Source organism: Vibrio sp. AH4, assembly GCF_030710545.1.
GTDB lineage: Bacteria > Pseudomonadota > Gammaproteobacteria > Enterobacterales > Vibrionaceae > Vibrio > Vibrio metoecus.
This window is the reverse complement of record NZ_JALAIV010000001.1, coordinates 2,039,933-2,066,233: the sequence shown is the minus strand read 5'-3', so window position 1 is coordinate 2,066,233 and position 26,301 is coordinate 2,039,933. Positions and strand designations below refer to the sequence as shown.

Genomic DNA, 26,301 nt, shown 5'->3' with positions numbered 1-26,301 from the left:
CTCATACTTGGCTATTGGCGCTTGCCGTCACCATCAATCCATAATGAACTTCAATACGATTTCGGCCAAGTCGCTTGGCCCGATACAAGGCTTCATCAGCGCGTGAAACCGTTTCGGTGATACGCTCATCCCCCATCTGCGCAATGCCAATACTACAAGTCAAATCCCCACCATGTATCCAGTGGTGGTTTTCTACACATCCTCGCAGACGTTCTGCCAGTTCTACGGCTTGTTCAAGATGTGTCTGGGAACAAAATACGACAAACTCTTCACCACCCCAACGCACCAATCGATCACTCTCGCGAATTTCGCGGTTGAGCACTAATGCGAACTCTCGCAGTAAGTCATCCCCAAGAGTGTGTCCATATACATCATTGATTTGTTTAAAGTAATCAAGGTCAATAAATAACACACTAAATTGGTTTAACTGCCAACGAACTAAACGAGCTTGCTCTTGCAACCAATCTCGTATGCCGTGTCGATTTATTGCGCCCGTCAGTGCATCACGGTGTGCCATTTCGACAAACTTCATGTTTTGTTCATGCAGTGAATGATTTAAACGCTGTAAGTGCGCCTGACGAACACGCGCACGCAATGCTTCACGGCGATTACGGCGGATTTCCAATGCCGATAACCAAGCCCCCGCCGCAGCCCACATGATCAGCATCGCGAGAAATAGTTTTTCACCAGAAACATAGTCGCCAATTAACTCAACGCTATTGATCGTTAATTGGTACTGACCAAGAGGACTACCAGAACCCGTCGCAAATTCAATTTTATTAATATTGCTAAACTCCGGTGCCGAGTTTTCAATTGAGATCCGATTATCCACCAGCCACCAAGTCATCACTTGTAAACTGCGAATAGGAATATCAATCGCCCCCTTATTTACCCCAGGTGTAAACTCTAGTCCATTGTATTTATGGGTATATTCATCTTCTGTATTGGAATACAGCGGATTATAGTTACGCAGATAAAAGCGTAGGCTCGCGGGTTCAGCGCTAGGACCTTGTAAATCAATATCTAATCTTACGGTGTGGATATTACTCAGGTCTAAGCCCATGACAGGGTCGGGATTAATATGAACGGAAATACCGCAATATGGCCACGGATACTCACTGGCGATCAGTTCACAGTCAATATGGGCTTTATTACCTTGGATCTGTAGCGAGCTAGTTGACGCACCATTTGAGACTTGATCATTCGTTGCAAAATAGGAGTAGCGCTGTGGAGAGATCAGCACTCGCTTTGCAGAGCCAAACTGCCAATAAAGTAATACGGTCACCATGGTGATGATCACTAATCCTAACAGCACTCTTGGCACTACTTTCACAAACCTTACCCCAGCGTAAAATCACATTCTTAAAAAGCGTTCTCTTGATTGTAGCAAGCCAATAAAGCGATATTGCTTCCAAAAATAAAGGCCGTACGCCGTTTTGTCACTGACTATTTATTTTCAAACCTACATTTTCAGAGGCATTTCACTTTTTGCTTAAATAGAAGAAAGCGCACCACAGAGGTGGTGCGTGGATAACGGGGAATCGAGGATAGGGAAAAATAAGGAACTGCGCTTTTTGCCGCTCTTCGGTAGATAAATCTCATCAATTTAACGGCGAGTAACCATCATTGAGCACTCTAAACAGCTCATCAATTTCCGCTGTGGTGTTGTAGTGCATAAAGCCAATTCGCAACACACCACCGCTTTCTTCCAATCCGAGCTGACGAATAAGACCCAACGCATAAAAATGACCATTCCATACACAGATATTTTGCTCACCCAACATTTTTGCGATCGTGGCAGACGCCCCCTCTCGAAGGGTCAGCGCAAAAGTAGGAGTACGCAAATCGGCTTGGTGAACACCATGCAGCTGCCATTCAGGGAAATCGGTTAGTTTGTGAAGAAAGTATTCACTCAATCGCTGTTCATGCTCTTGGTATTGCCGATAGCTTGCCACTAATCGCTCGCGCAAAGATTCCTGAGGATCTCCCCACTGCGCCAAATATTGCACTGCGGCAATCACGCCAGCCAGACCTTCAAAGTTGAGCGTGCCGGTTTCAAATCGTCCCGGCCCTTGATTTGTCGCGGGTTCCACTTTGTACGGCGTAATCGAGCTTTGCCACTGCGGCGCAACATAGACAATCCCAACATGTGGCCCAAAAAATTTATAGGCGGAACACGCGAGGAAATCACAGCCTAGCGCCTGAACATCCGGCAGGTGATGTGGCAGATAGTGCACCGCATCGACATAAACCATCGCCCCGACCTGATGCGCCGCCTCAATAATAGCTTCAAGTTCAACCAATGACCCCGTGGTATTCGAGGCATAAGTCACGGCAACCAAGCGGGTTCGTGAATTGATGAGTGAAAGAAGATGGGCTTCATCGAGAGTCCCATTCGCTGGATTTACCCGAGCTTGATGAACTTTCACACCTTTATCCTGAGCCGCTTGCTGCCAACTAGAGACATTGGAGTAGTGATCCAAAGCGGTGACAATCACTTCATCTTCGAGCTGCCAATCACGGCTGATCGCTCGACTGAATTGAAACGTCAGTGACGTCATGTTCGGCCCAAAGACAATCGACTCAGGAGAAGGGGCATTCAGTAGCGCCTGCACATGCTCACGCGCACTTTGTACTAATTCCACCGTTTTGTGGCTAGAAAAATAATGCCCACCTAGATTGGCATTGTAACGCCCAAGATAAGCCACCATCGCATCCAGAACCGATTGCGGCACTTGTGAACCACCAGGCCCATCAAAAAACACCACAGGCTTACCCTTCACTTTTTGGCTTAAAGCTGGAAACTGTTCACGAACTAACTCAGGAATGAAGCGCATGGCGACCCTCCTTAGCCGTCAGCACAAACACATCCATATGCCCTTCTTGTTGATGATCCACCGCTCGGATCGGGCATGCGTTGTGCCATAATTGGCTATCCGCGAGTAAAGCGACCTCTCCATTTTCCAATACCTTGCGGAAAAAAGGCGCTTCGTGACTGCTTAGATAGAGCATGATCTCGCCACCGACTATGTTATGGCGATCGATTCCGACAATCGCAATATGATCAAAGCCATCTTGATGCACACCTTCCGGTGCCACTAAGGTTTCATCAAACACCGCCGCAATGCGCATTTGGTGAATTTCGATCTCTTGTCCATTCGGTAACATGTTGGCTTCCATAAACAGCGAACACAACTCGCGCAGGCCATCACTACTTAAGGTACTCGGCTGCAGTGGTTCAAAACGGCGCACGACATTACCTTGGAAGTGATTAATCTGATCGGTTTGCATGAAATCATGTTTATCAACCTCCACCACTTGCCCATGCATAAAATGGATGACTGAGTATCGGCGTAAGCGATACTGCCCGTCCGCATGATCAGTTTGAGGTAACTCAGCAAAAGAAGGGGCAAGTTGGTGAATCGCCGCCGAACTTAGCTGAGTGATATGTAGGGTATTAGGGTGAGAACGCAACATCATCGACTCCTTCATCTGTAAATTCATCCATGCTTTTTCACAATTTATTTACATTTAAGATTAATCGATTATTTGGCAAAAACAACAATTAGCGACCGAATAAACCAATCACGCGATTATTTCGATAGATTAAACTGAAATTAAATTCAAGTTAAGTTTATTCATCTAATAATCCAATATTGCAAATTGAAAAAGCAGCGCCTTTCACTAAGCAATGTTAAATCGGGAAGATTGCCAATGAGTTAGCATAAAATCAGGTATAAATCAGCCAATCTCAACCTTGTGATAAGTAGAGTAAAGAGAATAAACAATTACGATTTATGCTCAGTGAGCTACTTTCATTCACACTTTATATTCCCTACAATCGAAACCAATTTATTTCATTCGCTTGCGTCTTAATTCCTCGTTCAAGCAATGAGCAAACTCCCTTTCTTCCTTATCGGAGTACTTCATGAGTAACGTGAAACATAGCAAACTTCTTATCCTTGGCTCAGGCCCTGCAGGTTACACAGCTGCCGTTTACGCAGCGCGTGCTAACCTAAAACCAGTACTGGTCACTGGCATGCAACAAGGTGGTCAACTCACCACCACGACTGAAGTGGAAAACTGGCCAGGCGATGCAGAAGGCTTAACTGGCCCTGCACTGATGGATCGCATGAAAGAGCACGCTGAACGTTTCGATACTGAAATCGTCTTTGACCACATCAATGCCGTTGATCTCTCTTCTCGCCCATTCCGTTTGACTGGCGATAGCCAAGAGTACACTTGTGATGCACTGATCATCTCAACTGGCGCATCCGCCAAGTATCTTGGTTTAGAGTCAGAAGAAGCCTTTAAAGGACGCGGTGTGTCTGCTTGTGCGACTTGTGATGGTTTCTTCTACCGCAACCAAAAAGTGGCCGTTGTCGGTGGTGGTAATACCGCAGTTGAAGAAGCGCTTTATCTCTCGAATATTGCAGCAGAAGTGCATCTCATCCACCGTCGTGACAGCTTCCGCAGCGAGAAAATCCTGATTGATCGTCTGATGGATAAAGTGGCCAATGGCAACATCGTTCTGCACACTCATCGTACTTTGGATGAAGTGCTGGGTGATAACATGGGCGTAACCGGCGTTCGCTTGAAAGACACGCAAACCGATCAGACTGAAAACTTGGATGTCATGGGCGTATTCATTGCGATCGGCCACCAACCGAACTCGCAAATCTTTGAAGGCCAGCTAGAAATGAAAAACGGCTACATTGTCGTCAAATCTGGCCTTGAAGGTAATGCAACACAAACCAGTATTGAAGGTGTGTTTGCCTCCGGTGACGTGATGGATCACAACTATCGTCAAGCCATTACCTCTGCAGGAACAGGCTGTATGGCCGCATTGGATGCAGAACGTTATCTGGATAGCTTAGGCAAATAACCTACTCTACGCGTAACACCAGTTTTTATTTTTGCAAAGCCCAACGGGTATGACCGTTGGGCTTTTCTTTGTATACTGGCCGCCTATTACAATTATTATTCTCATTAAGCCTTTCAAATGGACAAGAAAAAACAGCGTAGCTTGAATCTCTGGCTCAAGCAGCAAAGCAAACTGGCGAAACGCTGGCTTGCAATAGCTGTTGGGTTAGGTGTGTTATCAAGCCTATTTCTGGTGGCGCAAGCCGCACTCCTCGCATCAATCCTTCATCAACTGGTGATTGAACAGGTGGACAAACACCTGCTTATTCCACAATTTGTCGGTTTAGTCGTCCTCATCGCGCTGCGTGCGCTTTGCTCTTGGGGACGTGAAATGGCGGGATACCGCAGTGGGGAGGAGATCCGCCGCTACATCCGCGAGCTCATCCTTAATAAACTTCGTGATTTAGGGCCAGCGTACATCAAAGGTAAACCTGCTGGCTCATGGGCAAGTTTGATGCTTGAGCAAGTCGAGAACATGCACGACTTCTTTGCTCGCTACCTACCGCAGATGTCTCTTTCCGTGATGGTGCCTTTTGTGATCCTCGCGGTGGTATTTCCTGTGAACTGGGCTGCTGGCCTGATATTTTTGCTCACAGCGCCACTGGTACCGCTATTTATGGCACTCGTCGGCATTAAAGCCGCCGATGCTAGCCGGAAAAACTTTAAAGCTCTACAGCGTCTGTCTGGCCATTTTTATGATCGCTTACAAGCGCTGACGACCATACGCCTTTTCGATCGCGCAGCAGCGGAAACCGAGCAAATGCGCGGCGCTTCTGAAGTGTTCCGCCATCGCACTATGGATGTACTGCGTATCGCGTTTCTCTCTTCTGCGGTATTAGAATTTTTCACCTCGATCTCGATTGCTCTGACTGCGGTTTACTTTGGTTTTAGTTACATTGGTGAGCTCAACTTCGGCTACTACGGTGCAGGTGTCACCTTGTTCGCAGGGCTATTTATCCTGATCCTCGCCCCCGAGTTTTACCAACCACTGCGTGACCTTGGTACTTACTACCACGCCAAACAATTAGCGGTGGGTGCAGCGGAATCGATTGTCGACTTTCTACAAACCGAAGCCGACACGCTGCATAGTGGCGAACAAACACTGGCCGATGATCAACCCATTGAAATCATCGCGCATGATCTGGTGGTGCTCAGCCCGCAGGGTCAACGCCTAGCGGGTCCACTGTCATTCACTCTGCAAAGCGGCAAAACCACCGCGCTCGTCGGCCCAAGTGGTGCAGGTAAAACCAGCTTAATCAATACCATTTTGGGCTTTATGCCCTATCAAGGCAGCTTAACCATTAACGGCATTGAGCTTCGCGAACTGGATCATGCACAGTGGCGACAAACCATCAGTTGGGTTGGTCAAAACCCGCTGCTACTGCACGGCACTATTCGAGATAACGTGACGCTTGGTAAACAGAATATTGCCGATCAACAAGTCACTCAGGTGCTACAAGCCGCTTATGCACAAGAGTTTGTTGAGCAGCATGGTTTGGATTACCAGATCAATGATCGCTCTGCCGGCCTTTCTGTTGGTCAAGCTCAACGTATTGCTCTGGCTCGGGCTATGTTGCAAAACGGCCGCTTTTGGTTACTCGATGAACCCACCGCAAGTTTAGATGCACGCAGTGAGCAATATGTGATGCGGGGTCTGAATGAAAGCATTCAGCAACAAACGGCTTTATTAGTCACTCACCAATTACAACCGTTGCAATCAGTCGAGCAGATCTTAGTGATGGAAAACGGAGCCTTAGTCCAAACGGGTCATTTTGAAGAGTTGAGCCAACAACCGGGTTTATTTGCCACTATGTTAGCCGCGAATCAAGCCCTACAAGCTGCCAATCAGGGGAATCTCGATGCGTGAACTGTTGCCTTATCTCAAACTTTATAAAAAACACTGGTTCGGTCTGACGCTAGGCATGCTTTTGGCGCTGCTCACCGTGCTCACCTCAATCGGTTTGCTCACTTTGTCTGGCTGGTTTTTGTCTGCCGCTGCGGTTGCCGGACTGACCATCGCTAGAGAAACCTTCAACTACATGCTACCCGGCGCGTTTGTACGTGGTTTTGCCATGGGCCGCACAGCAGGACGTTGGGGTGAGCGAGTGGTCACGCACAACGCCACCTTTAAGTTGCTCACCGATTTGCGAGTCTTCTTCTTTGAAAAACTGACACCGCTGATTCCGGGACGTTTGAGCACCGTGCGTGATGCCGACATGCTCAACCGCATCGTCGCTGATGTGGATGCCATGGATCATGTGTATCTGCGCCTAATTAACCCAGTGACCGTTGGTGTATTGGGTATCGCAGCGCTCACTACCTTAGTCGCTTGGTTTGATACCACTCTTGGGCTTACTCTTGGTGGCGTTTTACTGTTAGTGCTGTTGGTTTGGCCAATCTTGTTCTATCGACTTGGCAAGCACAACGGGCAACAACTTACACAACATAAAGCAGAGCTAAGAATTCGCACTTTGGATTGGTTGCAAGGCTATAGTGAGCTAACCATTTTCGGTGCGGAGCAAACCTATCGCCAAGCGATCTTCACGACACAAGAAAAGCTGCTGCGTAACCAATACACCAACGCGCATGTGTCTGGTTTAGCGCAATCCTTACTCCTGCTCGCGAATGGTTGGATACTGGTGCTGATGCTCTGGTTGGCTGCCGATGGTGTCGGTGGTCAAACCCCAGATCCCATGATTGCTCTCATCGCTTTCGCCACAATGGCGAGTGTAGAGTTGCTGATGCCGATTGCTGGGGCATTCCAGCATTTGGGGCAAACACTCACTTCAGCACGCCGCCTGAATGAGATCATTCTGGCGAAACCGGAGGTCGAGTTTACCGATCAACCCACCCCACATAATGGCCAATACAGCATTGAGTTCAATGGGGTTAACTTTGCTTACCAAGCCAATAAACCGAACACCATTGATGAATTCACTTTATCGCTGCCTCAAAGCCATAAAGTCGCGATTGTGGGTCAAACTGGTTCTGGTAAATCAACTCTAATTCAGTTGCTATGCCGTTATTGGGATGTGCAAGCGGGACAAATTGCGATTGGCGGAACCGATATTCGAGAGTGGCGAGAGAGCGATCTTCGTGCGGCGATCAGTGTGGTCAGTCAGCGTGTCGATATTCTTAACGGCACGCTACGCGACAATTTGAAACTGGCAAAACCAGATGCGACCGATGAACAATTAAGTGAAATCTTGCGCCAAGTGGGTTTAGAAAAGCTGCTGCAAGATACCGCACTTAACGCATGGTTGGGTGATGGTGGTCGTCAGTTATCCGGTGGAGAGAAGCGCCGTATCGGCATCGCGCGAGCACTACTGCATGATGCCCCGATCCTACTGTTAGATGAACCGACTGAAGGTTTGGACAAGCAGACTGAACAGCAAATCATGCAGCTGCTGCACAGCCACTTTGCCAATAAAACCGTACTGTTCATTACCCATCGCTTGATTAACCTTGAACAGATGGATGCGATTGCCCTGATTGAACATGGCAAGCTGGTCGAGTTTGGTCATCACCATGCCCTACTCGCCAAGCAAGGTCGTTATCATCAATTAACCCAAACGCTGTAACCTGCTGGCCCCATTGCTCACGAGCAGTGGGGTTTTTATCACTCCCTTCATAATCGGGTAATAAAAAATAGGTAAGAAAAAAGCCAGTCGATATGACTGGCTTTTTAATCATTGAAAAGCAGAATGGCTCAAACACTTAGCCGCGAGGCTTACGCGCACTTTGCTGCTTATTCGCTACTTTATTACGGGTACTTGACTCACCGCCCGGTTTACGACGAGCTGAGCTACTACGGCCCGGTGCTGTCGATACTCGTTCTTCGTGGCGACGAACCGCACGACGAATTTTCTGGCTACGGGTACGCTCACGCTTACGAGTTGCCGCATCCGGTGCTGTATTCAATACCGTTTCTTTTTCTGGGCGCAGCTCTACCAACTCACGCAAGTAGTTCACTTGCTTCAGATCGAGCTCCATCCAACCGCCACGAGGCAGTTTTTTATCAAGGAAGATATCACCGTAACGGACACGTTTCAGACGACTAACCGTTGTACCTTGTGATTCCCACAAACGACGAACTTCACGGTTACGACCTTCATTGATCACAACGTAGAAAGTATGGTTGATGCCTTCGCCACCGGCGTACATCACATCTTCAAAACGCGCCATACCATCTTCTAGCTGCACACCACGCACGAGGTTGCGAACTTTTTCTTCATTGACGTCACCAAACACGCGAACTAAATACTCACGTTCAACCTGACGGCTTGGGTGCATCAAACGGTTTGCCAGCTCACCATCAGTGGTAAATAGCAGCAAACCTGAGGTGTTGGCGTCCAAACGGCCAACGGAAATCCAGCGCGAACCACGAATTTTCGGCAGACGGTCAAACACCGTACGACGACCTTCTGGATCATGACGGGTACACAACTCGCCTTCTGGTTTGTAGTAAGCCAGAACTCGACAGATGACTTCTTCTTGCGCTTTTACAGACACAACGTGTCCGTCAACACGCACTAAAGCGTTATCATCTTCTAGGCGTTCACCCAATACAGCTACCTTGCCATTAACACTTACACGCCCAGCTCGGATCAGAGCTTCAAGCTCACGACGAGAACCATGACCAGCACGTGCTAAAACTTTTTGTAACTTTTCGCTCATTTATTTACCTATGTGTCGTCTTCTCAGACGTCGAATGACTGTTTGCGATCTCAAAATCGCGGCCGCGTAGTATCGCAAATTTTGTGGATAAAAGCATCCGTTTTGTCAGGTATTCACGGCCACGTCATTCAACTACTGAAAGGGGGTTGGATCACCAGCTCCGACACGAGCCACAACAATCTCATCATCACTGAAATCAATCACTGTGGTCGGCTGCTGACCTAAATAACCACCGTTGAGGATCACATCCACCGCGTGCTCTAAACTATCGCGGATAGCTTCAGGATCAGACTCTGTAAAATCGTTGCCCGGCAGAATCAGTGATGTAGACATCAGCGGTTCACCCAAAGCTTCTAGAAGATCCAACGCGATTTTGTTGTCTGGTACACGGATCCCGATGGTTTTACGCTTTTCGTTCATCAGACGACGGGGAACCTCTTTGGTTCCTTTAAAGATAAAAGTGTAAGGTCCCGGTGTGTTGTTTTTCAGTAAGCGAAACGCGGTGTTATCCACTCGGGCATACAGAGATATCTCAGATAAGTCGCGACACAACAGGGTGAAGTTGTGTTTATCGTCCAGACGACGGATCTGGCAAATACGCTCCATCCCGTGTTTATTTTCTAGCTGACAACCGACGGCGTAACCAGAATCGGTTGGATAAACCACTACCCCACCATTGCGAATAATCGCGACCGCTTGATTGATTAGGCGGGTTTGAGGGTTCTCAGGATGAACATAAAAAAACTGGCTCATGGTTATTCCTCTTCATCGAGTCTCTCGACTCTATTGCTTGGGGATAAGCCCCAATCTTTCCATACAGGTTCTACTCCGGCAGGTAACCAAAGATTTCGTCCCAACTCCATCCAAGGAGAAGGATAGTGAAAGTCACTGCCTTGGGAGGCGAGTAGTTGGTATTCCATTGCGTAATCACCCAAGGTGCGTTTTTCCTGTGGTGATTGCTGCGGCTGGGCCACTTCCATGGCATCCCCACCCGCTTCAACAAACGCGGTCATTAAGCGCTTAAGCCATTTAGCCGTCAAGTCATATCGTCCGGGATGCGCTAATACGGCTTGTCCACCCGCGGCGTGAATTGCGCTCACGGCCTCACTCATTGAACACCAGTTAGGCGGCACATAACCCGGATTATCTCGGGTCAGGTATTTTTTAAACACCTGCTGCATATTCGCCGCGTAGCCATTATCCACCAACCATTTGGCGAAATGAGCACGAGTAATTGGTGCACCATCAGCAATGAGCTGAACCTCTTGCAACACACCCTCACGCGTGGCTTTTTGTAAACGATGTGCCATTAACTCGGCACGTTCGACTCGGCGCTGCTGCTGCTGCGCAATGAGCAGCCCCAAAGCCTCACTGTCTGAGTCAATATTTAAACCGACAATGTGAATGTCTTTATTTTGCCAAACCGTTGAAATCTCAATGCCGTTCACTAATTGTAGCGGATATTGCTGCTGTGCAATGTAAGCGCGAGCATCATTTAAAGCGGCCACTGTATCGTGATCCGTGATCGCCAAAACATCAATATTGAAACTGACGGCTCGTTCAATCAATTCTTGATAGGTAAACCGTCCATCAGAAGCGGTCGTATGACTATGCAGGTCAATTCTCATATTTTTTATTTGCTTGATTTTTAGGCTTGACTTTTTATCTCCGCACTAGTTAACTAGTACGCAAATGCAAGGCTCTTTATTAAGGCTCACTATGTTACAAGAATTTAACCCAAACCATAAACCCAATTTCAGTCCAGCGAATGCTGAACTGGCTTGGTGGCGCACTTGGACAAGTTCTTGGTGGGCTCACGTGTATTTCTAAGTTTAGATACTCACACACCTAGCCCGCCAACTTGAGCGGGCTTTTTATTGGTTTTTTCCACCTATCACTGCTGTTTAGCTACTTTCTCATCGCGGTGATCAGTGCTCAATCGAATCATGGTTAAGGAGGTCTTATGAATAAGGCCATCAACATAAAGAAAACCGCGCCGCTTGAGGTGCTACACAGTGAATTGCCTTATACGCAAGATCCTACGGCTTTATTTCATGCTCTTTGCGCTGGGCGCAGTGACTGCCTACTGCTGGAATCCGCAGAAATCGACTCCAAGCAAAATCTGAAAAGCCTTTTATTGGTGGATGCGGCAGTGCGCATTCTGTGTGAAGGCCATCAGGTGACCTATCATGCGCTCAGTGCAAACGGCCAAGCGCTGCTCAACATCATTCATGGCAACATCACAGCTCTGATTCCTTGCAAAGTAGAGAAAGCGAAACTTACCCTCACCTTCTCGACACCCTGTGATACGTTGGATGAAGACTCACGCCTGCGCGAAGCGTCTTCTTTCGATGCGCTACGTTTAGTGCAGCACAGTTTTGATCTCACTGACCACGGTAAATTCGCACTGTTTTTAGGGGGCTTGTTTGCCTACGATTTAGTGGCTAACTTTGAACCGCTCGGTGAAGCACCTGCCGACAATCAATGCCCTGATTACGTGTTTTATGTGGCGGAAACTCTGATGGTGATTGATCATCAGCGTGAAACTTGCCAACTGCAAGCAACCCAATTCCAACCGGGCGATGCGCTGCACAGCCAACTCAAAAGCCGAATGCGTGAAATTCGTGCGCAAGTGAATCAAAAACTGCCTTTGCCGAGTGCACAGTCTTTATCTGATGTGGAAGTGACCACCAATATTAGCGATGCAGCGTTTTGCGATATCGTGCGTGACCTCAAGCAGTACGTGGTCAAAGGCGATGTGTTCCAAGTTGTGCCTTCGCGCCGTTTTCGCTTACCTTGTCCTTCACCACTCGCAGCTTATCAACGCCTGAAACAAAGTAACCCAAGCCCTTACATGTTCTACATGCAAGATGAGCGCTTTACCCTGTTTGGCGCATCGCCCGAAAGCGCGCTCAAGTACGACATGCACAGTAACCAAGTGGAAATCTACCCGATTGCAGGCACTCGCCGCCGCGGTAAACGCGCCGATGGCAGCATCGATTTTGACCTCGATAGCCGCATTGAGCTTGAACTGCGCACCGATAAAAAAGAGAACGCCGAACACATGATGCTGGTTGACTTAGCACGCAACGATGTCGCGCGCATTAGCCAAGCAGGCACTCGCCATGTCGCTGACTTGCTGCAAGTAGATCGCTACAGCCATGTGATGCACTTGGTGTCGCGCGTGGTGGGTCAGTTACGTGAAGATCTGGATGCGCTGCACGCTTATCAAGCCTGCATGAATATGGGTACGCTGACTGGCGCACCGAAAATTCGTGCGATGCAGTTAATCCGCGATGTGGAACAAGCGCGTCGCGGCAGCTACGGCGGCGCGGTGGGTTATCTCACGGGTGAAGGCGATTTGGATACCTGTATCGTGATCCGTTCTGCTTATGTGGAAAACGGTATCGCCCAAGTTCAAGCCGGCGCGGGTGTCGTGTACGACTCCGACCCACAGGCCGAAGCCGATGAAACGCGCGGCAAAGCGCAAGCGGTAATTTCCGCCATTTTATACGCTCATCAAGGGAAGGAATGATCATGGCCAATATTCTGTTTATCGATAACTTTGATTCCTTCACTTACAACTTGGTGGATCAATTTCGCTCACTCGGTCACGTGGTCACGATTTATCGCAACAACATTCCTGCGGATGCTATCGAACAAGCGCTGCAGCAATTGGACAATCCTGTGGTTGTGTTATCCCCCGGCCCAGGTGCACCGTCTGAAGCGGGCTGCATGCCAGAGTTGCTGCAACGCCTGAAAGGCAAAGTGCCAATGATTGGTATCTGCTTAGGACATCAAGCCATCGTGGAAGCTTACGGCGGTGTAGTTGCTGGCGCGGGTGAAATCATCCACGGCAAAGTGTCGATGATGGAGCACCAAAACCACGCGATTTATCGCGGCCTCCCTTCTCCACTGGCGATTGCACGTTACCACTCACTGGTCGCAACGCAAGTACCGGCAACACTGACCGTGACGGCAGAAGTGAATGGCTTGGTAATGTCGGTGGTTAATGAAACTGACAAAGTCTGCGGCTTTCAATTTCACCCAGAATCGATCATGACCACCCACGGCGCTACCTTGCTGGCCAATGCCATTGATTGGGCATTGTCGGCAACGCCAGCGCAGACTCAATTCGCGTAACCGCACAGGGAGAGAATGTTATGCAAACCATTATTAATAAACTCTATGAACAGCAGGGGCTAACGCAAACCGAGAGCCAACAGCTTTTCGACCAAATTATTCGCGGTGAAATGGATCCTGTATTGATGGCTGCGGTACTGACTGCGCTGAAAATCAAAGGCGAAACGCCAGATGAAATCGCGGGTGCGGCTAAAGCCCTGCTCGCCAACGCCAATCCGTTTCCGCGTCCTGATTACGACTTTGCCGATATCGTCGGTACCGGTGGCGATGGCTCAAACACCATCAATATCTCAACCACCGCCGCATTTGTCGCCGCAGCGTGTGGCGTGAAAGTCGCCAAACACGGCAACCGTGGGGTGTCGAGCAAATCCGGCTCTTCCGATCTACTCAGCTCATTTGGAATCAACCTTGCCATGAGCGCGCAAGATTCGCGTCAAGCCTTGGATGATCTCGGCGTGGCTTTCTTGTTTGCCCCTCAATACCACAGCGGTGTGCGCCATGCGATGCCGGTGCGCCAAACCATGAAAACTCGCACGATTTTCAACATCTTAGGCCCACTGATTAACCCTGCTCGTCCCAATATTGAATTGATGGGGGTTTACAGCAAGGATTTGGTTCGTCCTATTGCGCAAACCATGTTACAAATGGGTCTGAAACGCGCGGCGGTGGTGCATGGTTCAGGTCTTGATGAAGTCGCGATTCATGGCGAAACGCAAGTGGCGGAAATTCGCCAAGGCGAATTGATTGAATACACGCTCACCCCGGAAGATTTTGGTGTTAGCCGTTACCCGCTGGATGCGATCCGTGGTGGAGAGCCAGAAGAGAATCGCGCCATCATCACCCAGATCCTAACGGGCAATGGCACAGCAGCACAAATGGCGGCAGTGGCCGTCAACGTTGCACTTCTGCTGCGTCTATTTGGTCAAGAAGATCTGAAAGCCAACACCCAACAAGCGATCGCCGTGATGAAATCGGGCCAAGCCTATGGATTGGTTCAGCAGTTAGCACAACGAGGTTAAGCAGAATGTCCGAGCAGTTGTCTGAGCATATTTCCGTACAAACCGCGCAAATGGCGCAAGTGCTGGTCAAAATCGTCAACGATAAATACCAATGGATTGAGGAGCGCAAAGCCAAGCAACCTCTTGCGAGCTTCCATCCATTACTGACTCGCTCAGAGCGCGATTTCTATCAAGCCTTGAGCGGCGATAACACCGTATTCATTCTTGAATGCAAAAAAGCCTCACCGTCGAAAGGGCTGATCCGCGAAGAGTTTGATCTCGATTACATCGCCTCCGTGTATGGCGAGTACGCCAGTGCCATTTCGGTACTGACCGATGAAAAGTATTTCCAAGGTCGTTTTGAATTTTTGCCACAAGTGCGCGCTCAGGTAACTCAGCCTGTCTTGTGCAAAGATTTTATGGTCGACCCGTATCAGGTTTATCTGGCACGCCATTATCAAGCGGATGCGATTTTGCTGATGCTATCGGTGCTCAATGATGATCAATATCGTGAACTGGCCGCTGTGGCGCACGACCTTGGTATGGGCGTGCTCACCGAAGTCAGCAACGAGCAAGAACTGGAGCGCGCGATTGCTCTGCAAGCGAAAGTCATCGGCATCAATAACCGCAATCTGCGTGATTTGACCACAGACCTGAATCGCACCAAGCAGTTGGCGCCGCTCATTCCACAAGGCACCATCATTATTTCCGAATCCGGTATTTATACCCATCAGCAGGTGCGTGATTTAGCTCGGTTTGCCAATGGTTTCTTGATTGGTAGCTCGCTGATGGCGCAAAGCAATCTTGAACTGGCGGTGCGTAAAATTGTGCTCGGCGAACACAAGGTGTGTGGCCTGACTCATCCTGATGATGCGGTTAAGGCCTACCAAGCAGGTTCCGTTTTTGGTGGCCTGATTTTTGTTGAGAAGTCCAAACGCTTTGTGGATGTAGAACAAGCTCGCCTGACCATGAGCGGCGCACCGCTACAGTATGTCGGCGTGTTTCAAAACCACCCAGCCGCGCAAGTCGCCGATATCGCAACCGAATTGGGCTTATTTGCGGTGCAACTGCACGGCGAGGAAGATTCTGCGTATGTAAGCGAATTACGCGCTGCCCTTCCAGAATCCATTGAAATTTGGAAAGCGTATGGCGTGAGTGATGCTTTACCTGAGCTACTGCCAGAGCACATCAATCGACATCTGCTCGATGCCAAAGTTGGCGAACAGAGTGGCGGCACAGGACACCGTTTTGATTGGCGCTTGCTGCCAAAACATAGCGACCTGATGCTCGCCGGTGGCTTGAGCGCCGAGAATGTCGCCCAAGCGGCGCAACTTGGCTGCCGCGGACTGGATTTCAACTCTGGCGTGGAAAGCGCTCCGGGTAAAAAAGACGCCAACCAGTTACAACAGGTTTTCCAACAGTTACGGAATTATTAGATTATCAGCATGGCAACATGCATAAGAAAGGAATGTAAGCATGGCTAAATTAAACGCCTATTTTGGCGAATTCGGTGGGCAGTTTGTGCCACAAATTTTGGTTCCGGCACTCGACCAACTAGAACAAGCTTTTATTGATGCCCAGCAGGATGATGCTTTTCGCGCTGAATTTATGAGCCTACTGCAAGAGTACGCTGGTCGCCCCACTGCGCTAACGCTCACGCAAAACATCACCAAAGGCACCAAAACCAAACTCTATTTGAAGCGTGAAGATCTGCTGCACGGCGGCGCGCACAAAACCAACCAAGTTTTGGGCCAAGCCCTGCTCGCCAAGCGCATGGGCAAACATGAAATCATCGCCGAGACCGGCGCAGGTCAACACGGTGTCGCAACCGCATTAGCCTGTGCACTGCTTGGCCTAAAATGCCGCGTGTACATGGGTGCAAAAGACGTTGAGCGCCAAAGCCCAAACGTGTTCCGTATGCGCTTAATGGGTGCCACCGTGATCCCTGTTCATTCAGGGTCAGCAACGCTAAAAGATGCGTGTAACGAAGCACTGCGCGACTGGTCTGGTAGCTACGAGACCGCGCATTATCTGCTTGGTACTGCGGCAGGCCCTCACCCATTCCCAACCATTGTGCGTGAATTCCAACGCATTATTGGCGAAGAAACCAAAAACCAAATCCTTGCTCGTGAAGGTCGTTTGCCCGATGCGGTGATCGCCTGTGTTGGCGGTGGCTCAAACGCGATTGGTATGTTTGCCGATTTCATCGAAGAAGAATCGGTGCGTTTGATCGGTATTGAGCCAGCAGGTAAAGGCATTGATACCCATCAACATGGCGCACCACTTAAACACGGTAAAACTGGCATTTTCTTCGGTATGAAAGCGCCGTTGATGCAAGATGAGCATGGTCAAGTAGAAGAGTCTTACTCTGTCTCGGCAGGGTTAGATTTCCCATCGGTGGGGCCACAGCATGCTTATCTGAATGCCATTGGTCGTGCGGAATATGAAAGCATTACCGATGATGAAGCACTTGATGCGTTCCAAGCGTTGGCACGTAACGAAGGCATCATTCCAGCGCTGGAGTCTTCACACGCTCTCGCGCATGCGATCAAGATGGCATATGCCGAGCCAGACAAAGAGCAGTTGCTCGTGGTTAACCTTTCGGGCCGTGGTGATAAGGATATTTTCACCGTACACAAATTACTTGAAGACAAAGGAGCGTTGTAATGAACCGTTATCAAGCCCTATTTCAACGCCTGAGCGCCGCGCAGCAAGGCGCTTTCGTTCCTTTCGTAACGATTGGTGACCCAAGCCCTGAGCAGTCACTGGCCATCATGCAAACCCTGATTGATGCAGGAGCGGATGCGCTTGAGCTTGGCATGCCCTTCTCCGATCCATTGGCCGATGGCCCGACGATTCAAGGCGCAAACTTACGTGCCTTAGCCGCGAAAACTACGCCAGATGTCTGTTTTGAGCTGATCGCTCAGATCCGTGAACGCAACCCTGACACTCCGATTGGTTTACTGATGTACGCCAACTTAGTTTACGCACGCGGCATCGAAGATTTTTATCAACGCTGCCAAAAAGCCGGTGTAGATTCGGTGCTGATTGCCGATGTTCCGACCAACGAAAGTCAGCCTTTCGTGGCTGCGGCAGAGACGTTTGGCATTCAGCCGATCTTTATTGCGCCCCCCACAGCGAGCGATGCAACCTTACAAGCGGTGGCTCAACTCGGTAAAGGCTACACTTATTTGCTTTCGCGCGCTGGGGTGACTGGGGCTGAAACCAAAGCCAACATGCCGGTGCATGCCCTGCTTGAACGTCTGCAACAATTTGATGCGCCACCAGCACTGCTAGGTTTTGGTATTTCAGAGCCCGCTCAAGTTAAACAAGCGATTGAAGCTGGCGCAGCGGGAGCCATTTCCGGCTCAGCGGTGGTAAAGATCATCGAAACGCATTTGGATAACCCTGCGAAACAGCTAACTGAACTCGCAAACTTCACGCAAGCTATGAAGCAAGCAACACAAATTTAACTCATAGTTTCATTGGATGCGGCACTTCTACTACCGAAGCGCTGCATCATTTTATTAACAACCCGCAAAACACCAACAAACCCATACCAACAACACAAACCCATTCACCATATCAATAGCAAACGTTTCCCTTGCGGCTAAAAACGCCAAGTCACTCTCGTTTTATTCCGCTATTGAGAAATCGCTCGATGCGCTTATTGCTAAATGTAAACATTCCGTGTAAAAAGCAGGAGCAAAATTTTTGCCCATTTAGTGATATGACACTAGTGGCTAACACTAGGAATTTACAATTTATTAGCACAGAGGTTATGGAAGTGTTAAAGACAAAGGGTTTACTAAACAACATTGGCGTGCAAGTGGTCATCGCCATGCTCGCAGGTACTGCCGTGGGTGCCGCGATGGGTCACGATGCAACGCTGTTTGCTCCATTAGGTGCAATCTTTATTAATCTGATCAAAATGCTGGTTATTCCTCTGGTTGCGGTTGCACTCATTTCTGGTGCAGCGGGTCTGGGTGATAGCCATGCCGCAGGCAAAGTCGGCGCAGTCACGTTGAGCTACTTTGCATTCACTTCCGCCGCAGCGGTCGCGTTAGCACTGTTGATGGGTGAACTGTTCCAACCAGGAGTGGGTATTGACGTTTCTGGTGTGGAAAGCATGTTCTCTGCAGAATACGCAGCGCAAGGTGAACTCCCCACTTTCTGGGCAACCATCATCGGTATGATCCCAACCAACGTTTTCCAGTCACTGAACGAAGCAAACATCCTGCAGATTTTGGTTTTCTGTCTGTTTTTAGGCATTGCGATTTCTAAGCAAGCCAAAGAAAAACGTGACCCAGTGATCAACGCAGTGAACACCATTGTTGATGCCATGGTATGGATGATCAACAAAGTGATGCTGATTGCGCCTATTGGTGTATTTGGCTTGATGGCTGATGCCGTGGGTACATTTGGTTTCAGCGCGCTGATGGTGGTGTTTAAACTGTTCGTCGTTTATGTAGCGGCGATTGCAATTTTTGGCTTTGTGGCTTACCCAGTCATGATCCAACTGTTTAGCAAAACATCGGCGAAGAAATTCATTCAAGCAATGAAGAAGCCACAAGCGGTTGCACTGTCTACGGCCTCTTCAATGGCGACACTGCCTGTCACTATGGATACGGTGAAAAACGATCTGGGTGTGCGCAACTCAACGGCGTCTTTCGTACTGCCTTTGGGCGCGACCATCAACATGTCAGGTAACGCGATCTACTACGGTCTGGTGGCGATCTTCTTTGCTCAGCTGTTCAATATTGACCTGAGCATGGGCGCTTACATTGCAATCATCGTGACGGCGACTTTGGGTGCGGTTGGTCAAGCGGGTGTTCCGGGGCCTTCATTCCTTGTGGTGGCGGTTCTGCTCTCTGCCGGTATTCCTATTGAAGGTCTACCACTGCTGTTTGCACTGGATCGTATCTTTGACATGATCCGTACTGCGCTCAACATTACCGGCGATGCGGCTTGTGCAGTGATTGTGGATTCGATGATCACTGAGGAAGCGGCGGCTGAGCTGGAAAAACGTGAAGCTTGATCGCTGATCATTATCATTCATAAAAAAAGCCAGACATTAACTGTCTGGCTTTTTCTTTATTGAGTCACGGGCAAATTATCCCGCGAAGGAGATGGGTTCGCTTAGCGTCCCAACGCCTCTTTATAGTGCTGGCGACAGACTGAAACATACTTATCATTACCGCCAATCGCCACCTGATCCCCTTCGCTGATGGCGTTGCCATGCTCATCGGTACGGATCACCATGTTGGCTTTGCGTCCACAGTGGCAAATGGTTTTCAGCTCAATCAGTTTATCCGCCCATGAGAGTAGATATTTACTGCCTTCAAACAGCTCACCGAGGAAATCGGTACGTAAGCCGTAACACAATACAGGGATATCCAGCTTATCCACCACTTCGGTCAGTTGGTAAACCTGCTCTTTAGAGAGAAACTGGCACTCATCCATCAAAATACAGTGACGAGGTTCAGCCTCATGCAATGTTGCAATCACGTGCAACAGATCGGTATCGGCATGGAAAAGGTGTGCTTCGGCCTCAAGGCCAATCCGAGAACTCACTTTACCGACACCAAAACGATCGTCGATCGCGGCGGTAAAAATCAGTGGGTTCATACCGCGTTCTTGGTAGTTAAACGCCGATTGCAATAAGGTGGTCGACTTACCCGCATTCATTGCCGAGTAATAAAAGTACATCTGAGCCAAAGAAGAAATCCTGTTTGTATCATTTTACTGTCTGCGCTCTCGTGCCGCGCAGGTTAAAAAAAAGGGTGGCTAATGCCACCCTTTGCAAGGCGTTGATTACGCTTTGTCTTTCGTTGCAAGCTTGACCGCAATCGCCAGCTCTTCGAGAGCGGCAGGGTTTGCCAAACTTGGTGCATCGGTCATTAGACACGCGGCGGCTGTCGTTTTCGGGAAAGCGATAACATCACGGATGTTTTCCGTGCCGCACAGCAGCATCACCAGACGATCCAGACCGAATGCCAGACCTGCGTGGGGTGGCGTACCAAACTTCAGCGCATCGAGCAGGAAGCCAAACTTGAGACGTTGCTCTTCTGGCGTGATACCCAAAATGTCAAATACGGCTGATTGCATTTCTGCGTTGTGAATACGGACTGAACCACCACCGACTTCGTAGCCGTTCAACACCATATCGTAAGCGTTTGACAGCGCCTCTTCTGGGTTGGCTTTCAACTGCTCAGGAGAGAGGTTCAGAGGGGATGTGAATGGGTGGTGCATTGCCGCCACGTTACCTTCGTCATCACCTTCGAACATTGGGAAATCAACTACCCACAGTGGCGCCCACGCGGATTCGTTGGTGATACCTAACTCTTTACCCGCTTTCAGACGCAGTGCGCCCAGCGCTTCAGCCACGACTTTGGCAGAATCGGCACCGAACAGAATGATATCGCCAGTTTGCGCTTGAGTACGCTCGATAATCGCTTGAATGATCTCTTCAGTGAGGAATTTCGCTACAGGCGATTGGATACCTTCCATACCCGCAGCCAAATCATTCACTTTCAGCCATGCCAAGCCTTTCGCGCCGTAAATAGCCACAAATGCAGTGTATTCATCAATTTGTTTACGGGTCAGAGCTGCGCCACCTGGGATGCGCAGTGCAGCCACGCGGCCTTTTGGATCGTTCGCTGGACCAGAGAAAACTTTGAAATCGACGTCTTTCAGCAGATCCGCCACGTCCACCAACTCCATTGGGTTACGCAGATCTGGCTTGTCTGAGCCGAAACGACGCATCGCTTCGCTGTAAGGCATGATTGGAAAATCGCCCAGATCCACATTCAGCAGTTCAAGCCACATTTCACGAATCATCTTCTCCGTCACGGCACGCACTTGTTCTGCGGTCATGAAAGAGGTTTCGATATCGATCTGGGTGAATTCTGGTTGACGGTCAGCGCGCAAATCTTCGTCGCGGAAACATTTTACGATTTGGTAGTAACGGTCAAAACCAGACATCATCAGTAGCTGTTTAAACAGCTGTGGTGATTGTGGCAGCGCGTAGAAACTGCCTTTGTGTACACGGCTTGGTACTAGGTAATCACGCGCACCTTCTGGTGTCGCTTTGGTCAACACTGGGGTTTCGATATCAAGGAAACCGTGTGTATCCAAGAAACGGCGTACAAAGCTTGAGGCTTTCGCACGCAGTTTAATGCGGTCACTCATCTCAGGGCGACGCAGATCCAAGTAACGGTACTTGAGGCGTTGCTCTTCTGAGTTCTTCTGGTTGAAGTCGAGCGGCAGAACGTCTGAACGGTTAATGATCTCAAGGCTACGTGCCAACAGTTCTACTTCACCGGTTGCCATCTCTTTATTGACTTGGCTTTCTGGACGCGCACGCACTTCACCGGTCAATTTGATACAGAATTCGCTACGCAGTTGGTTAGCCACGGCGAATACATCCGCCATATCCGGATCCACTACTACCTGAACAATACCTTCACGATCTCGCATATCAATGAAGATCAGACCGCCTAAATCACGACGGCGATTAACCCAGCCGCACAGCTCTACAGTTTGTCCTACCAAGGACTTGTTCAGGTGACCACAATAATGGCTACGCATAGTGAATTTCCCAATCTCAATTAGTCATCAAATTTAACGCTGAAAGGTCGTTGAGTACTCGACAGACTGCCTATTCAGCAAAGTTCCATTTATACGCCGAAAGAGATTTAAGATCGACCTTCCCACGTACAATTTGTTGTCTTTTCTTACCCCTTGCTGCTTTTTAACGCAATAATCCCGTCAACCGGAGATTAAAGGCTAACCAGAAGGGAAAAATAGGCGCTGATTATAGCGCTAAAATCTCGTATTCTTCAAAACTCTCGTGATGATGATTTAAGGAGCCCGAGCAGAGTGACGTCCTCTCTTCCCTTGCGACTCGGTTTAACCCTGTGGTCTCACCCTGCATGGCAGAGTGAGTTTTATGGCAGCGGCACGCAAGCCTCAGAACGCCTTGCGAAATACGCCAGCGTTTTTCACACCGTGGAGGGGAATACCACCTTTTACGCGTCGCCCTCGCCCAGTACTGTGCTCAACTGGCGCGCCGCGACTCACGATGACTTTCGCTTCACCTTTAAGCTGCCAAAAAGCATTACCCACCAGCATTTACTGCGTGATTGTAAAGAAGAGCTGCTGAGTTTTTTGCGTTTAATGCAGCCCTTGCACGACCGGATTGGCATGTGGACAATTCAGCTACCCGCCGCTTTTGGGCCTGAACATCTGGCGCAATTGAAAAACTTTCGAGACTGGTTTCCAGCCGATTTTCCACTGGGTGTGGAGGTGCGTCATCTGGCCTTTTTTGGCAAAGGCGAAGCGGAAAAAGCGCTCAATCAATGGCTGATTGAGCAAAACATTGATCGCATCATTATGGACAGTCGCCCCGTTTTTTCGGCGCTGCCGAATACCGAAGCGGTAATTGATGCGCAGCAGAAAAAACCGAAAGTGCCGGTGCATGCGATAGCCACCGCCAAGCATCCGATGATCCGTTTTATCGGCCATCCTGAGATTGAGGCCAACCTACCCTTTTTCGGTGCGTGGCTACATAAACTGCCCGAGTGGATTGCCCAAGGTAAGCAGCCTTATCTGATGATTCATACACCGGATAATGATTTCGCGCCTCAGCTGGCGGTGCAACTTTACCAACAATTACAACAGGCTATCGCGCTGCCTGATCTGCCGCCGTTTCCCGCGATGCCCGAACAACCACAACTAAGCATGTTTTGAACTCACAATCCGGTACGGCAGTTTTACCCTAAAGGCGATGTGTTTAATGACAGACGCTGCGATTTTTCATAAAATACGCGCCTTTTATTGAGCCAGCACCACAAGAGCTGGCACAAGACGCTGCCATGAGGTCTGCTATGAACCCAAAAGATACTCTCTTTTCCGCACCCATCGATAAAATCGGTGATTTCACCTTTGACGAGCGCGTGGCTGAAGTTTTTCCAGACATGATCCAACGTTCGGTGCCGGGTTATAGCAACATCATCTCTGCAATTGGCATGCTGGCGGAGCGCTTTGTAAAGCCTCATTCCAAGATTTACGATTTAGGTTGCTCACTGGGTGCGGCAACCCTTTCTATGCGCCGCCATATCAAACAAGAAGGCTGCCAAATCATTGCCGTCGATAACTCAGCGGCCATGGTGGAACGCTGCAAGCTGCACCTCAACGCTTATCGCTCTGACACACCAGTGCAGGTAATCGAAGCGGATATTCGCGATATCGCGATTGAAAACGCCTCCGTCGTAGTGCTCAACTTTACCTTGCAGTTTCTCGCGCCGGATGATCGCTACGCGCTGCTAGAAAAAATCTACGCCGGATTACGCCCGGGTGGCATTTTGATCTTGTCGGAAAAATTTGTGTTTTCGGATCAAGAAGCCCACGAGCTGCTGATCGATTTGCACCACGATTTCAAACGTGCCAACGGATACAGCGAATTGGAAATTAGCCAAAAACGCAGCGCGATTGAAAATGTGATGCGCCCCGACTCAATCCAAGATCATAAAGAGCGCTTTGCTAAGCTAGGATTTTCTAGTTTTGAAGTCTGGTTCCAGTGCTTTAACTTTGGCTCGATGTTCGCCATTAAGTAACGCCCTTATTTTATTCGCCATTTTCGTCATTTATCTTCATGCTAGCGACTCTCTGCGCTATGAATGATCCTGAAGCAATTTACAGAGAGCATAGTTTAGGTATTTAGCCCCATGTTCAACTTCGCCAACGTTTACCAACAGATCGCCCAACATCCTCAGTTGCAGTTGTGGCTCAATACACTGCCCCAACAACTGACAGATTGGCAAGCTAAGCAGCACGGAGATCTGGATCGCTGGATGCGCAATCTCAAGAAAATTCCGGTCGGTCAGCCGGAGGTGATTGATCTGAAAAATGCAGTAGCGGCGCACAATCATGAGCCACTCGCGCAAGGTGAACAGAAGAAGCTAGAAGCGGTGCTCAAAACCTTCCATCCTTGGCGTAAAGGCCCTTATCATCTGCACGGGATTCATATTGATACTGAATGGCGATCCGATTGGAAATGGGATCGTCTGCTGCCGCACATTTCTCCTCTGAAAAACCGCTTAGTTTTGGATGTGGGTTGTGGTAATGGTTATCACATGTGGCGCATGTTGGGTGAAGGCGCGCAACAAGTGTTTGGCATCGACCCTTCCGAGCTGTTTTTGATCCAATTTGAAGCGGTGCGTAAACTGTTGGGCGATGATCAACGCATCCACTTATTGCCGCTCGGTATTGAACAGATGCCGGAGCTCAACGCGTTTGATACCGTGTTCAGCATGGGCGTGCTTTACCACCGTCGCTCTCCACTTGATCACCTGCTGCAACTGAAAAACCAGTTAACTTCAGGCGGTGAACTCATTCTTGAAACTTTGGTGGTGGAAGGTGATGAAAATACTGTCTTGGTACCTTTTGATCGTTACGCCCAAATGCGCAACGTCTACTTCTTCCCTTCCGCTTTGGCACTCAAAGTGTGGTTGGAAAAAACCGGCTTTGTCGATGTGCGTATTGTGGATGAAAACACCACAACGTTAGGCGAGCAACGTACCACCGAGTGGATGACGCACAATTCACTGCCCGATTACGTTGACCCACAAGACCCAAGCAAAACCATCGAAGGTTATCCGGCGCCGCGCCGCGCCATTCTGATTGCCAAAAAACCATAATTGACACAGTTTTAACTCGCTTATTCGGTTATAACGTTACCCTTGGCAAAGGATGTTTAGCGCATCCTTTGCTATAACATCTCTATACATTCACTCATTAGAAAATTATAAGGTCGCAAATGTTTAAGCGAATTGCACCCTTTGCCGCATTGAGTTTGCTTTCTGGCTGTGCACTCACCAACGGCGATGAATACCACCAAGCGACACTCGCCGCGATTCAAAATTCTGAAACCAACATGACCCAAAAAATCACCAACGTAGAATCTCAGTTGGGTCTGCAAAATGATTATATCGAAAGCCTTGAACAGCAAATTACTGAGCTAAAAACTCAAGTCAGCCAAATTAAACTGCCGCCTCCTGCACCAAAACGTGTCGAGTCCGTAAAAATTCCTAATGAGCCCAGTGCAACATTGACTAAGCCTCGCCATGATGTGGTCTTGGGTGAAATCGAAAGCGTCACTATCGACACCATCAAACAATCTTTTGACGCTCGCATCGATACTGGTGCAGCAACCTCTTCGCTCAATGCGATCGACATTGAAGAGTTTGAACGCAATGGCAAGAACTGGGTGCGTTTCCATCTCGCTGACGAGAAAAATCCCAAGACCGAAACCAACTGGATTGAAGCACCTGTGCTCCGTTATGTGCGTATTCGTCAATCCACCAACGAGAACACTGAACGACGTGCCGTGGTTGAACTTTGGGTCAAGCTCGGAGCGATTCATGAAAAAGCCCAGTTTACTCTTGCTGACCGTTCGCAAATGACACACCCCGTTCTGCTTGGCCGCGAGTTTATCCGTGACATCGCGTTAGTCGATGTCAGTCGAAAATACATTCAGACCGAACAAAAATAGGCGAGC

The 26,301-nt window shown here is 49.1% G+C and carries 23 protein-coding genes and 1 other annotated feature; of the genes, 15 read left to right on the top strand and 8 right to left on the bottom strand.

Annotated features, from left to right (window positions below; genetic code table 11):
- Nucleotide 1: 1 nt before the first annotated feature.
- From MKA69_RS09705 to MKA69_RS09695, 3 genes are all read right to left on the bottom strand, one after another.
- On the bottom strand, nt 2-1,333 hold the full coding sequence (locus MKA69_RS09705; RefSeq protein WP_055028611.1) for a GGDEF domain-containing protein: 1,332 nt from the start codon (nt 1,331-1,333) through the stop codon (nt 2-4).
- 268 nt (nt 1,334-1,601) lie between these two features.
- A complete protein-coding gene (locus tag MKA69_RS09700) occupies nt 1,602-2,837 on the bottom strand; it encodes a cysteine desulfurase-like protein (RefSeq protein ID WP_305847924.1) in 1,236 nt (411 codons plus the stop codon).
- Complete coding sequence (locus tag MKA69_RS09695; protein WP_000946307.1) at nt 2,821-3,477, bottom strand: 2OG-Fe dioxygenase family protein; 657 nt, start codon at nt 3,475-3,477, stop codon at nt 2,821-2,823. Before MKA69_RS09695 ends, MKA69_RS09700 begins: the two co-directional genes overlap by 17 nt.
- Before the next feature lie 451 nt (nt 3,478-3,928).
- Between MKA69_RS09695 and trxB the strand changes: the two genes are divergently transcribed.
- The 3 genes from trxB (at nt 3,929) to cydC (ending at nt 8,504) form a co-directional block, all read left to right on the top strand.
- Nucleotides 3,929-4,885, top strand: a complete 957-nt coding sequence (trxB, locus tag MKA69_RS09690; RefSeq protein WP_305847923.1) for a thioredoxin-disulfide reductase — start codon at nt 3,929-3,931, stop codon at nt 4,883-4,885.
- A 117-nt stretch (nt 4,886-5,002) separates the two neighbouring features.
- Complete coding sequence (gene cydD, locus MKA69_RS09685; RefSeq protein ID WP_305847922.1) at nt 5,003-6,790, top strand: cysteine/glutathione ABC transporter permease/ATP-binding protein CydD; 1,788 nt, start codon at nt 5,003-5,005, stop codon at nt 6,788-6,790.
- Complete coding sequence (gene cydC / locus MKA69_RS09680) at nt 6,783-8,504, top strand: cysteine/glutathione ABC transporter ATP-binding protein/permease CydC (RefSeq protein ID WP_305847921.1); 1,722 nt, start codon at nt 6,783-6,785, stop codon at nt 8,502-8,504. Before cydD ends, cydC begins: the two co-directional genes overlap by 8 nt.
- A gap of 136 nt (nt 8,505-8,640) precedes the next feature.
- Here the strand turns inward: cydC and rluB are convergent, their stop codons facing one another.
- From rluB to MKA69_RS09665, 3 genes are all read right to left on the bottom strand, one after another.
- Nucleotides 8,641-9,600, bottom strand: coding sequence for a 23S rRNA pseudouridine(2605) synthase RluB (gene rluB / locus MKA69_RS09675; protein WP_001291242.1), 960 nt, complete (start codon nt 9,598-9,600; stop codon nt 8,641-8,643).
- Between the two features lie 132 nt (nt 9,601-9,732).
- Nucleotides 9,733-10,353, bottom strand: a complete 621-nt coding sequence (locus tag MKA69_RS09670; RefSeq protein ID WP_000077263.1) for an L-threonylcarbamoyladenylate synthase — start codon at nt 10,351-10,353, stop codon at nt 9,733-9,735.
- Nucleotides 10,354-10,355: 2 nt separating this feature from the next.
- A complete protein-coding gene (locus MKA69_RS09665) occupies nt 10,356-11,228 on the bottom strand; it encodes a PHP domain-containing protein (protein ID WP_001217210.1) in 873 nt (290 codons plus the stop codon).
- A gap of 64 nt (nt 11,229-11,292) precedes the next feature.
- On the opposite strand from MKA69_RS09665, the gene MKA69_RS09660 reads away from it, so the two are divergent.
- The 8 genes from MKA69_RS09660 (at nt 11,293) to MKA69_RS09625 (ending at nt 19,779) form a co-directional block, all read left to right on the top strand.
- A complete protein-coding gene (locus tag MKA69_RS09660) occupies nt 11,293-11,430 on the top strand; it encodes a trp operon leader peptide (RefSeq protein ID WP_009355828.1) in 138 nt (45 codons plus the stop codon).
- Nucleotides 11,377-11,479, top strand: a sequence feature (Trp leader region). It overlaps the preceding gene by 54 nt.
- Before the next feature lie 84 nt (nt 11,480-11,563).
- Nucleotides 11,564-13,135, top strand: a complete 1,572-nt coding sequence (locus tag MKA69_RS09655; protein ID WP_305847920.1) for an anthranilate synthase component 1 — start codon at nt 11,564-11,566, stop codon at nt 13,133-13,135.
- Nucleotides 13,136-13,137: 2 nt separating this feature from the next.
- Nucleotides 13,138-13,743 carry an aminodeoxychorismate/anthranilate synthase component II gene (locus MKA69_RS09650; RefSeq protein WP_174499587.1) on the top strand — a complete coding sequence of 202 codons (606 nt, stop codon included), beginning with the start codon at nt 13,138-13,140 and terminating at the stop codon, nt 13,741-13,743.
- Nucleotides 13,744-13,763: 20 nt separating this feature from the next.
- Nucleotides 13,764-14,762, top strand: coding sequence for an anthranilate phosphoribosyltransferase (trpD, locus tag MKA69_RS09645; RefSeq protein WP_001193373.1), 999 nt, complete (start codon nt 13,764-13,766; stop codon nt 14,760-14,762).
- 5 nt (nt 14,763-14,767) lie between these two features.
- Nucleotides 14,768-16,177 carry a bifunctional indole-3-glycerol-phosphate synthase TrpC/phosphoribosylanthranilate isomerase TrpF gene (trpCF, locus tag MKA69_RS09640; RefSeq protein WP_305847919.1) on the top strand — a complete coding sequence of 470 codons (1,410 nt, stop codon included), beginning with the start codon at nt 14,768-14,770 and terminating at the stop codon, nt 16,175-16,177.
- A 40-nt stretch (nt 16,178-16,217) separates the two neighbouring features.
- On the top strand, nt 16,218-17,408 hold the full coding sequence (trpB, locus tag MKA69_RS09635) for a tryptophan synthase subunit beta (RefSeq protein ID WP_055027193.1): 1,191 nt from the start codon (nt 16,218-16,220) through the stop codon (nt 17,406-17,408).
- Complete coding sequence (trpA, locus tag MKA69_RS09630) at nt 17,408-18,214, top strand: tryptophan synthase subunit alpha (protein ID WP_055034407.1); 807 nt, start codon at nt 17,408-17,410, stop codon at nt 18,212-18,214. The genes trpB and trpA overlap by 1 nt, the downstream gene beginning before the upstream one ends.
- Before the next feature lie 308 nt (nt 18,215-18,522).
- Nucleotides 18,523-19,779, top strand: coding sequence for a dicarboxylate/amino acid:cation symporter (locus tag MKA69_RS09625; RefSeq protein WP_055064494.1), 1,257 nt, complete (start codon nt 18,523-18,525; stop codon nt 19,777-19,779).
- 101 nt (nt 19,780-19,880) lie between these two features.
- On the opposite strand, the gene MKA69_RS09620 is transcribed toward MKA69_RS09625, so the two are convergent.
- Nucleotides 19,881-20,459: a thymidine kinase gene (locus MKA69_RS09620; protein ID WP_001880948.1), complete on the bottom strand. Its 579-nt coding sequence runs from the start codon at nt 20,457-20,459 to the stop codon at nt 19,881-19,883.
- A 96-nt stretch (nt 20,460-20,555) separates the two neighbouring features.
- Nucleotides 20,556-22,331, bottom strand: coding sequence for an aspartate--tRNA ligase (gene aspS / locus MKA69_RS09615; RefSeq protein ID WP_069212669.1), 1,776 nt, complete (start codon nt 22,329-22,331; stop codon nt 20,556-20,558).
- Nucleotides 22,332-22,622: 291 nt separating this feature from the next.
- On the opposite strand from aspS, the gene MKA69_RS09610 reads away from it, so the two are divergent.
- The 4 genes from MKA69_RS09610 to MKA69_RS09595 all read left to right on the top strand — a co-directional run bounded on the left by MKA69_RS09610 (nt 22,623) and on the right by MKA69_RS09595 (nt 26,295).
- Complete coding sequence (locus tag MKA69_RS09610; protein WP_001914147.1) at nt 22,623-23,492, top strand: DUF72 domain-containing protein; 870 nt, start codon at nt 22,623-22,625, stop codon at nt 23,490-23,492.
- A gap of 137 nt (nt 23,493-23,629) precedes the next feature.
- Entirely contained in the window at nt 23,630-24,358 is a 729-nt protein-coding gene (gene cmoA / locus MKA69_RS09605; protein WP_069212668.1) for a carboxy-S-adenosyl-L-methionine synthase CmoA, read from the top strand.
- A 111-nt stretch (nt 24,359-24,469) separates the two neighbouring features.
- Complete coding sequence (cmoB, locus tag MKA69_RS09600) at nt 24,470-25,441, top strand: tRNA 5-methoxyuridine(34)/uridine 5-oxyacetic acid(34) synthase CmoB (RefSeq protein WP_000481527.1); 972 nt, start codon at nt 24,470-24,472, stop codon at nt 25,439-25,441.
- Nucleotides 25,442-25,560: 119 nt separating this feature from the next.
- Nucleotides 25,561-26,295: an ATP-dependent zinc protease gene (locus MKA69_RS09595; RefSeq protein WP_055028622.1), complete on the top strand. Its 735-nt coding sequence runs from the start codon at nt 25,561-25,563 to the stop codon at nt 26,293-26,295.
- Nucleotides 26,296-26,301 lie beyond the last annotated feature (6 nt).

Excerpts from the sequence above, each read along its gene's own strand:
- MKA69_RS09700 (WP_305847924.1), bottom strand. The coding sequence starts at position 2,837 with ATGCGCTTCATTCCTGAGTTAGTTCGTGAACAGTTTCCAGCTTTAAGC.
- MKA69_RS09695 (WP_000946307.1), bottom strand. The coding sequence starts at position 3,477 with ATGTTGCGTTCTCACCCTAATACCCTACATATCACTCAGCTAAGTTCG.
- trxB (WP_305847923.1), top strand. The coding sequence starts at position 3,929 with ATGAGTAACGTGAAACATAGCAAACTTCTTATCCTTGGCTCAGGCCCT.
- cydD (WP_305847922.1), top strand. The coding sequence starts at position 5,003 with ATGGACAAGAAAAAACAGCGTAGCTTGAATCTCTGGCTCAAGCAGCAA.
- cydC (WP_305847921.1), top strand. The coding sequence starts at position 6,783 with ATGCGTGAACTGTTGCCTTATCTCAAACTTTATAAAAAACACTGGTTC.
- rluB (WP_001291242.1), bottom strand. The coding sequence starts at position 9,600 with ATGAGCGAAAAGTTACAAAAAGTTTTAGCACGTGCTGGTCATGGTTCT.
- MKA69_RS09670 (WP_000077263.1), bottom strand. The coding sequence starts at position 10,353 with ATGAGCCAGTTTTTTTATGTTCATCCTGAGAACCCTCAAACCCGCCTA.
- MKA69_RS09665 (WP_001217210.1), bottom strand. The coding sequence starts at position 11,228 with ATGAGAATTGACCTGCATAGTCATACGACCGCTTCTGATGGACGGTTT.
- MKA69_RS09660 (WP_009355828.1), top strand. The coding sequence starts at position 11,293 with ATGCAAGGCTCTTTATTAAGGCTCACTATGTTACAAGAATTTAACCCA.
- MKA69_RS09655 (WP_305847920.1), top strand. The coding sequence starts at position 11,564 with ATGAATAAGGCCATCAACATAAAGAAAACCGCGCCGCTTGAGGTGCTA.
- MKA69_RS09650 (WP_174499587.1), top strand. The coding sequence starts at position 13,138 with ATGGCCAATATTCTGTTTATCGATAACTTTGATTCCTTCACTTACAAC.
- trpD (WP_001193373.1), top strand. The coding sequence starts at position 13,764 with ATGCAAACCATTATTAATAAACTCTATGAACAGCAGGGGCTAACGCAA.
- trpCF (WP_305847919.1), top strand. The coding sequence starts at position 14,768 with ATGTCCGAGCAGTTGTCTGAGCATATTTCCGTACAAACCGCGCAAATG.
- trpB (WP_055027193.1), top strand. The coding sequence starts at position 16,218 with ATGGCTAAATTAAACGCCTATTTTGGCGAATTCGGTGGGCAGTTTGTG.
- trpA (WP_055034407.1), top strand. The coding sequence starts at position 17,408 with ATGAACCGTTATCAAGCCCTATTTCAACGCCTGAGCGCCGCGCAGCAA.
- MKA69_RS09625 (WP_055064494.1), top strand. The coding sequence starts at position 18,523 with ATGGAAGTGTTAAAGACAAAGGGTTTACTAAACAACATTGGCGTGCAA.
- aspS (WP_069212669.1), bottom strand. The coding sequence starts at position 22,331 with ATGCGTAGCCATTATTGTGGTCACCTGAACAAGTCCTTGGTAGGACAA.
- cmoA (WP_069212668.1), top strand. The coding sequence starts at position 23,630 with ATGAACCCAAAAGATACTCTCTTTTCCGCACCCATCGATAAAATCGGT.
- cmoB (WP_000481527.1), top strand. The coding sequence starts at position 24,470 with ATGTTCAACTTCGCCAACGTTTACCAACAGATCGCCCAACATCCTCAG.
- MKA69_RS09595 (WP_055028622.1), top strand. The coding sequence starts at position 25,561 with ATGTTTAAGCGAATTGCACCCTTTGCCGCATTGAGTTTGCTTTCTGGC.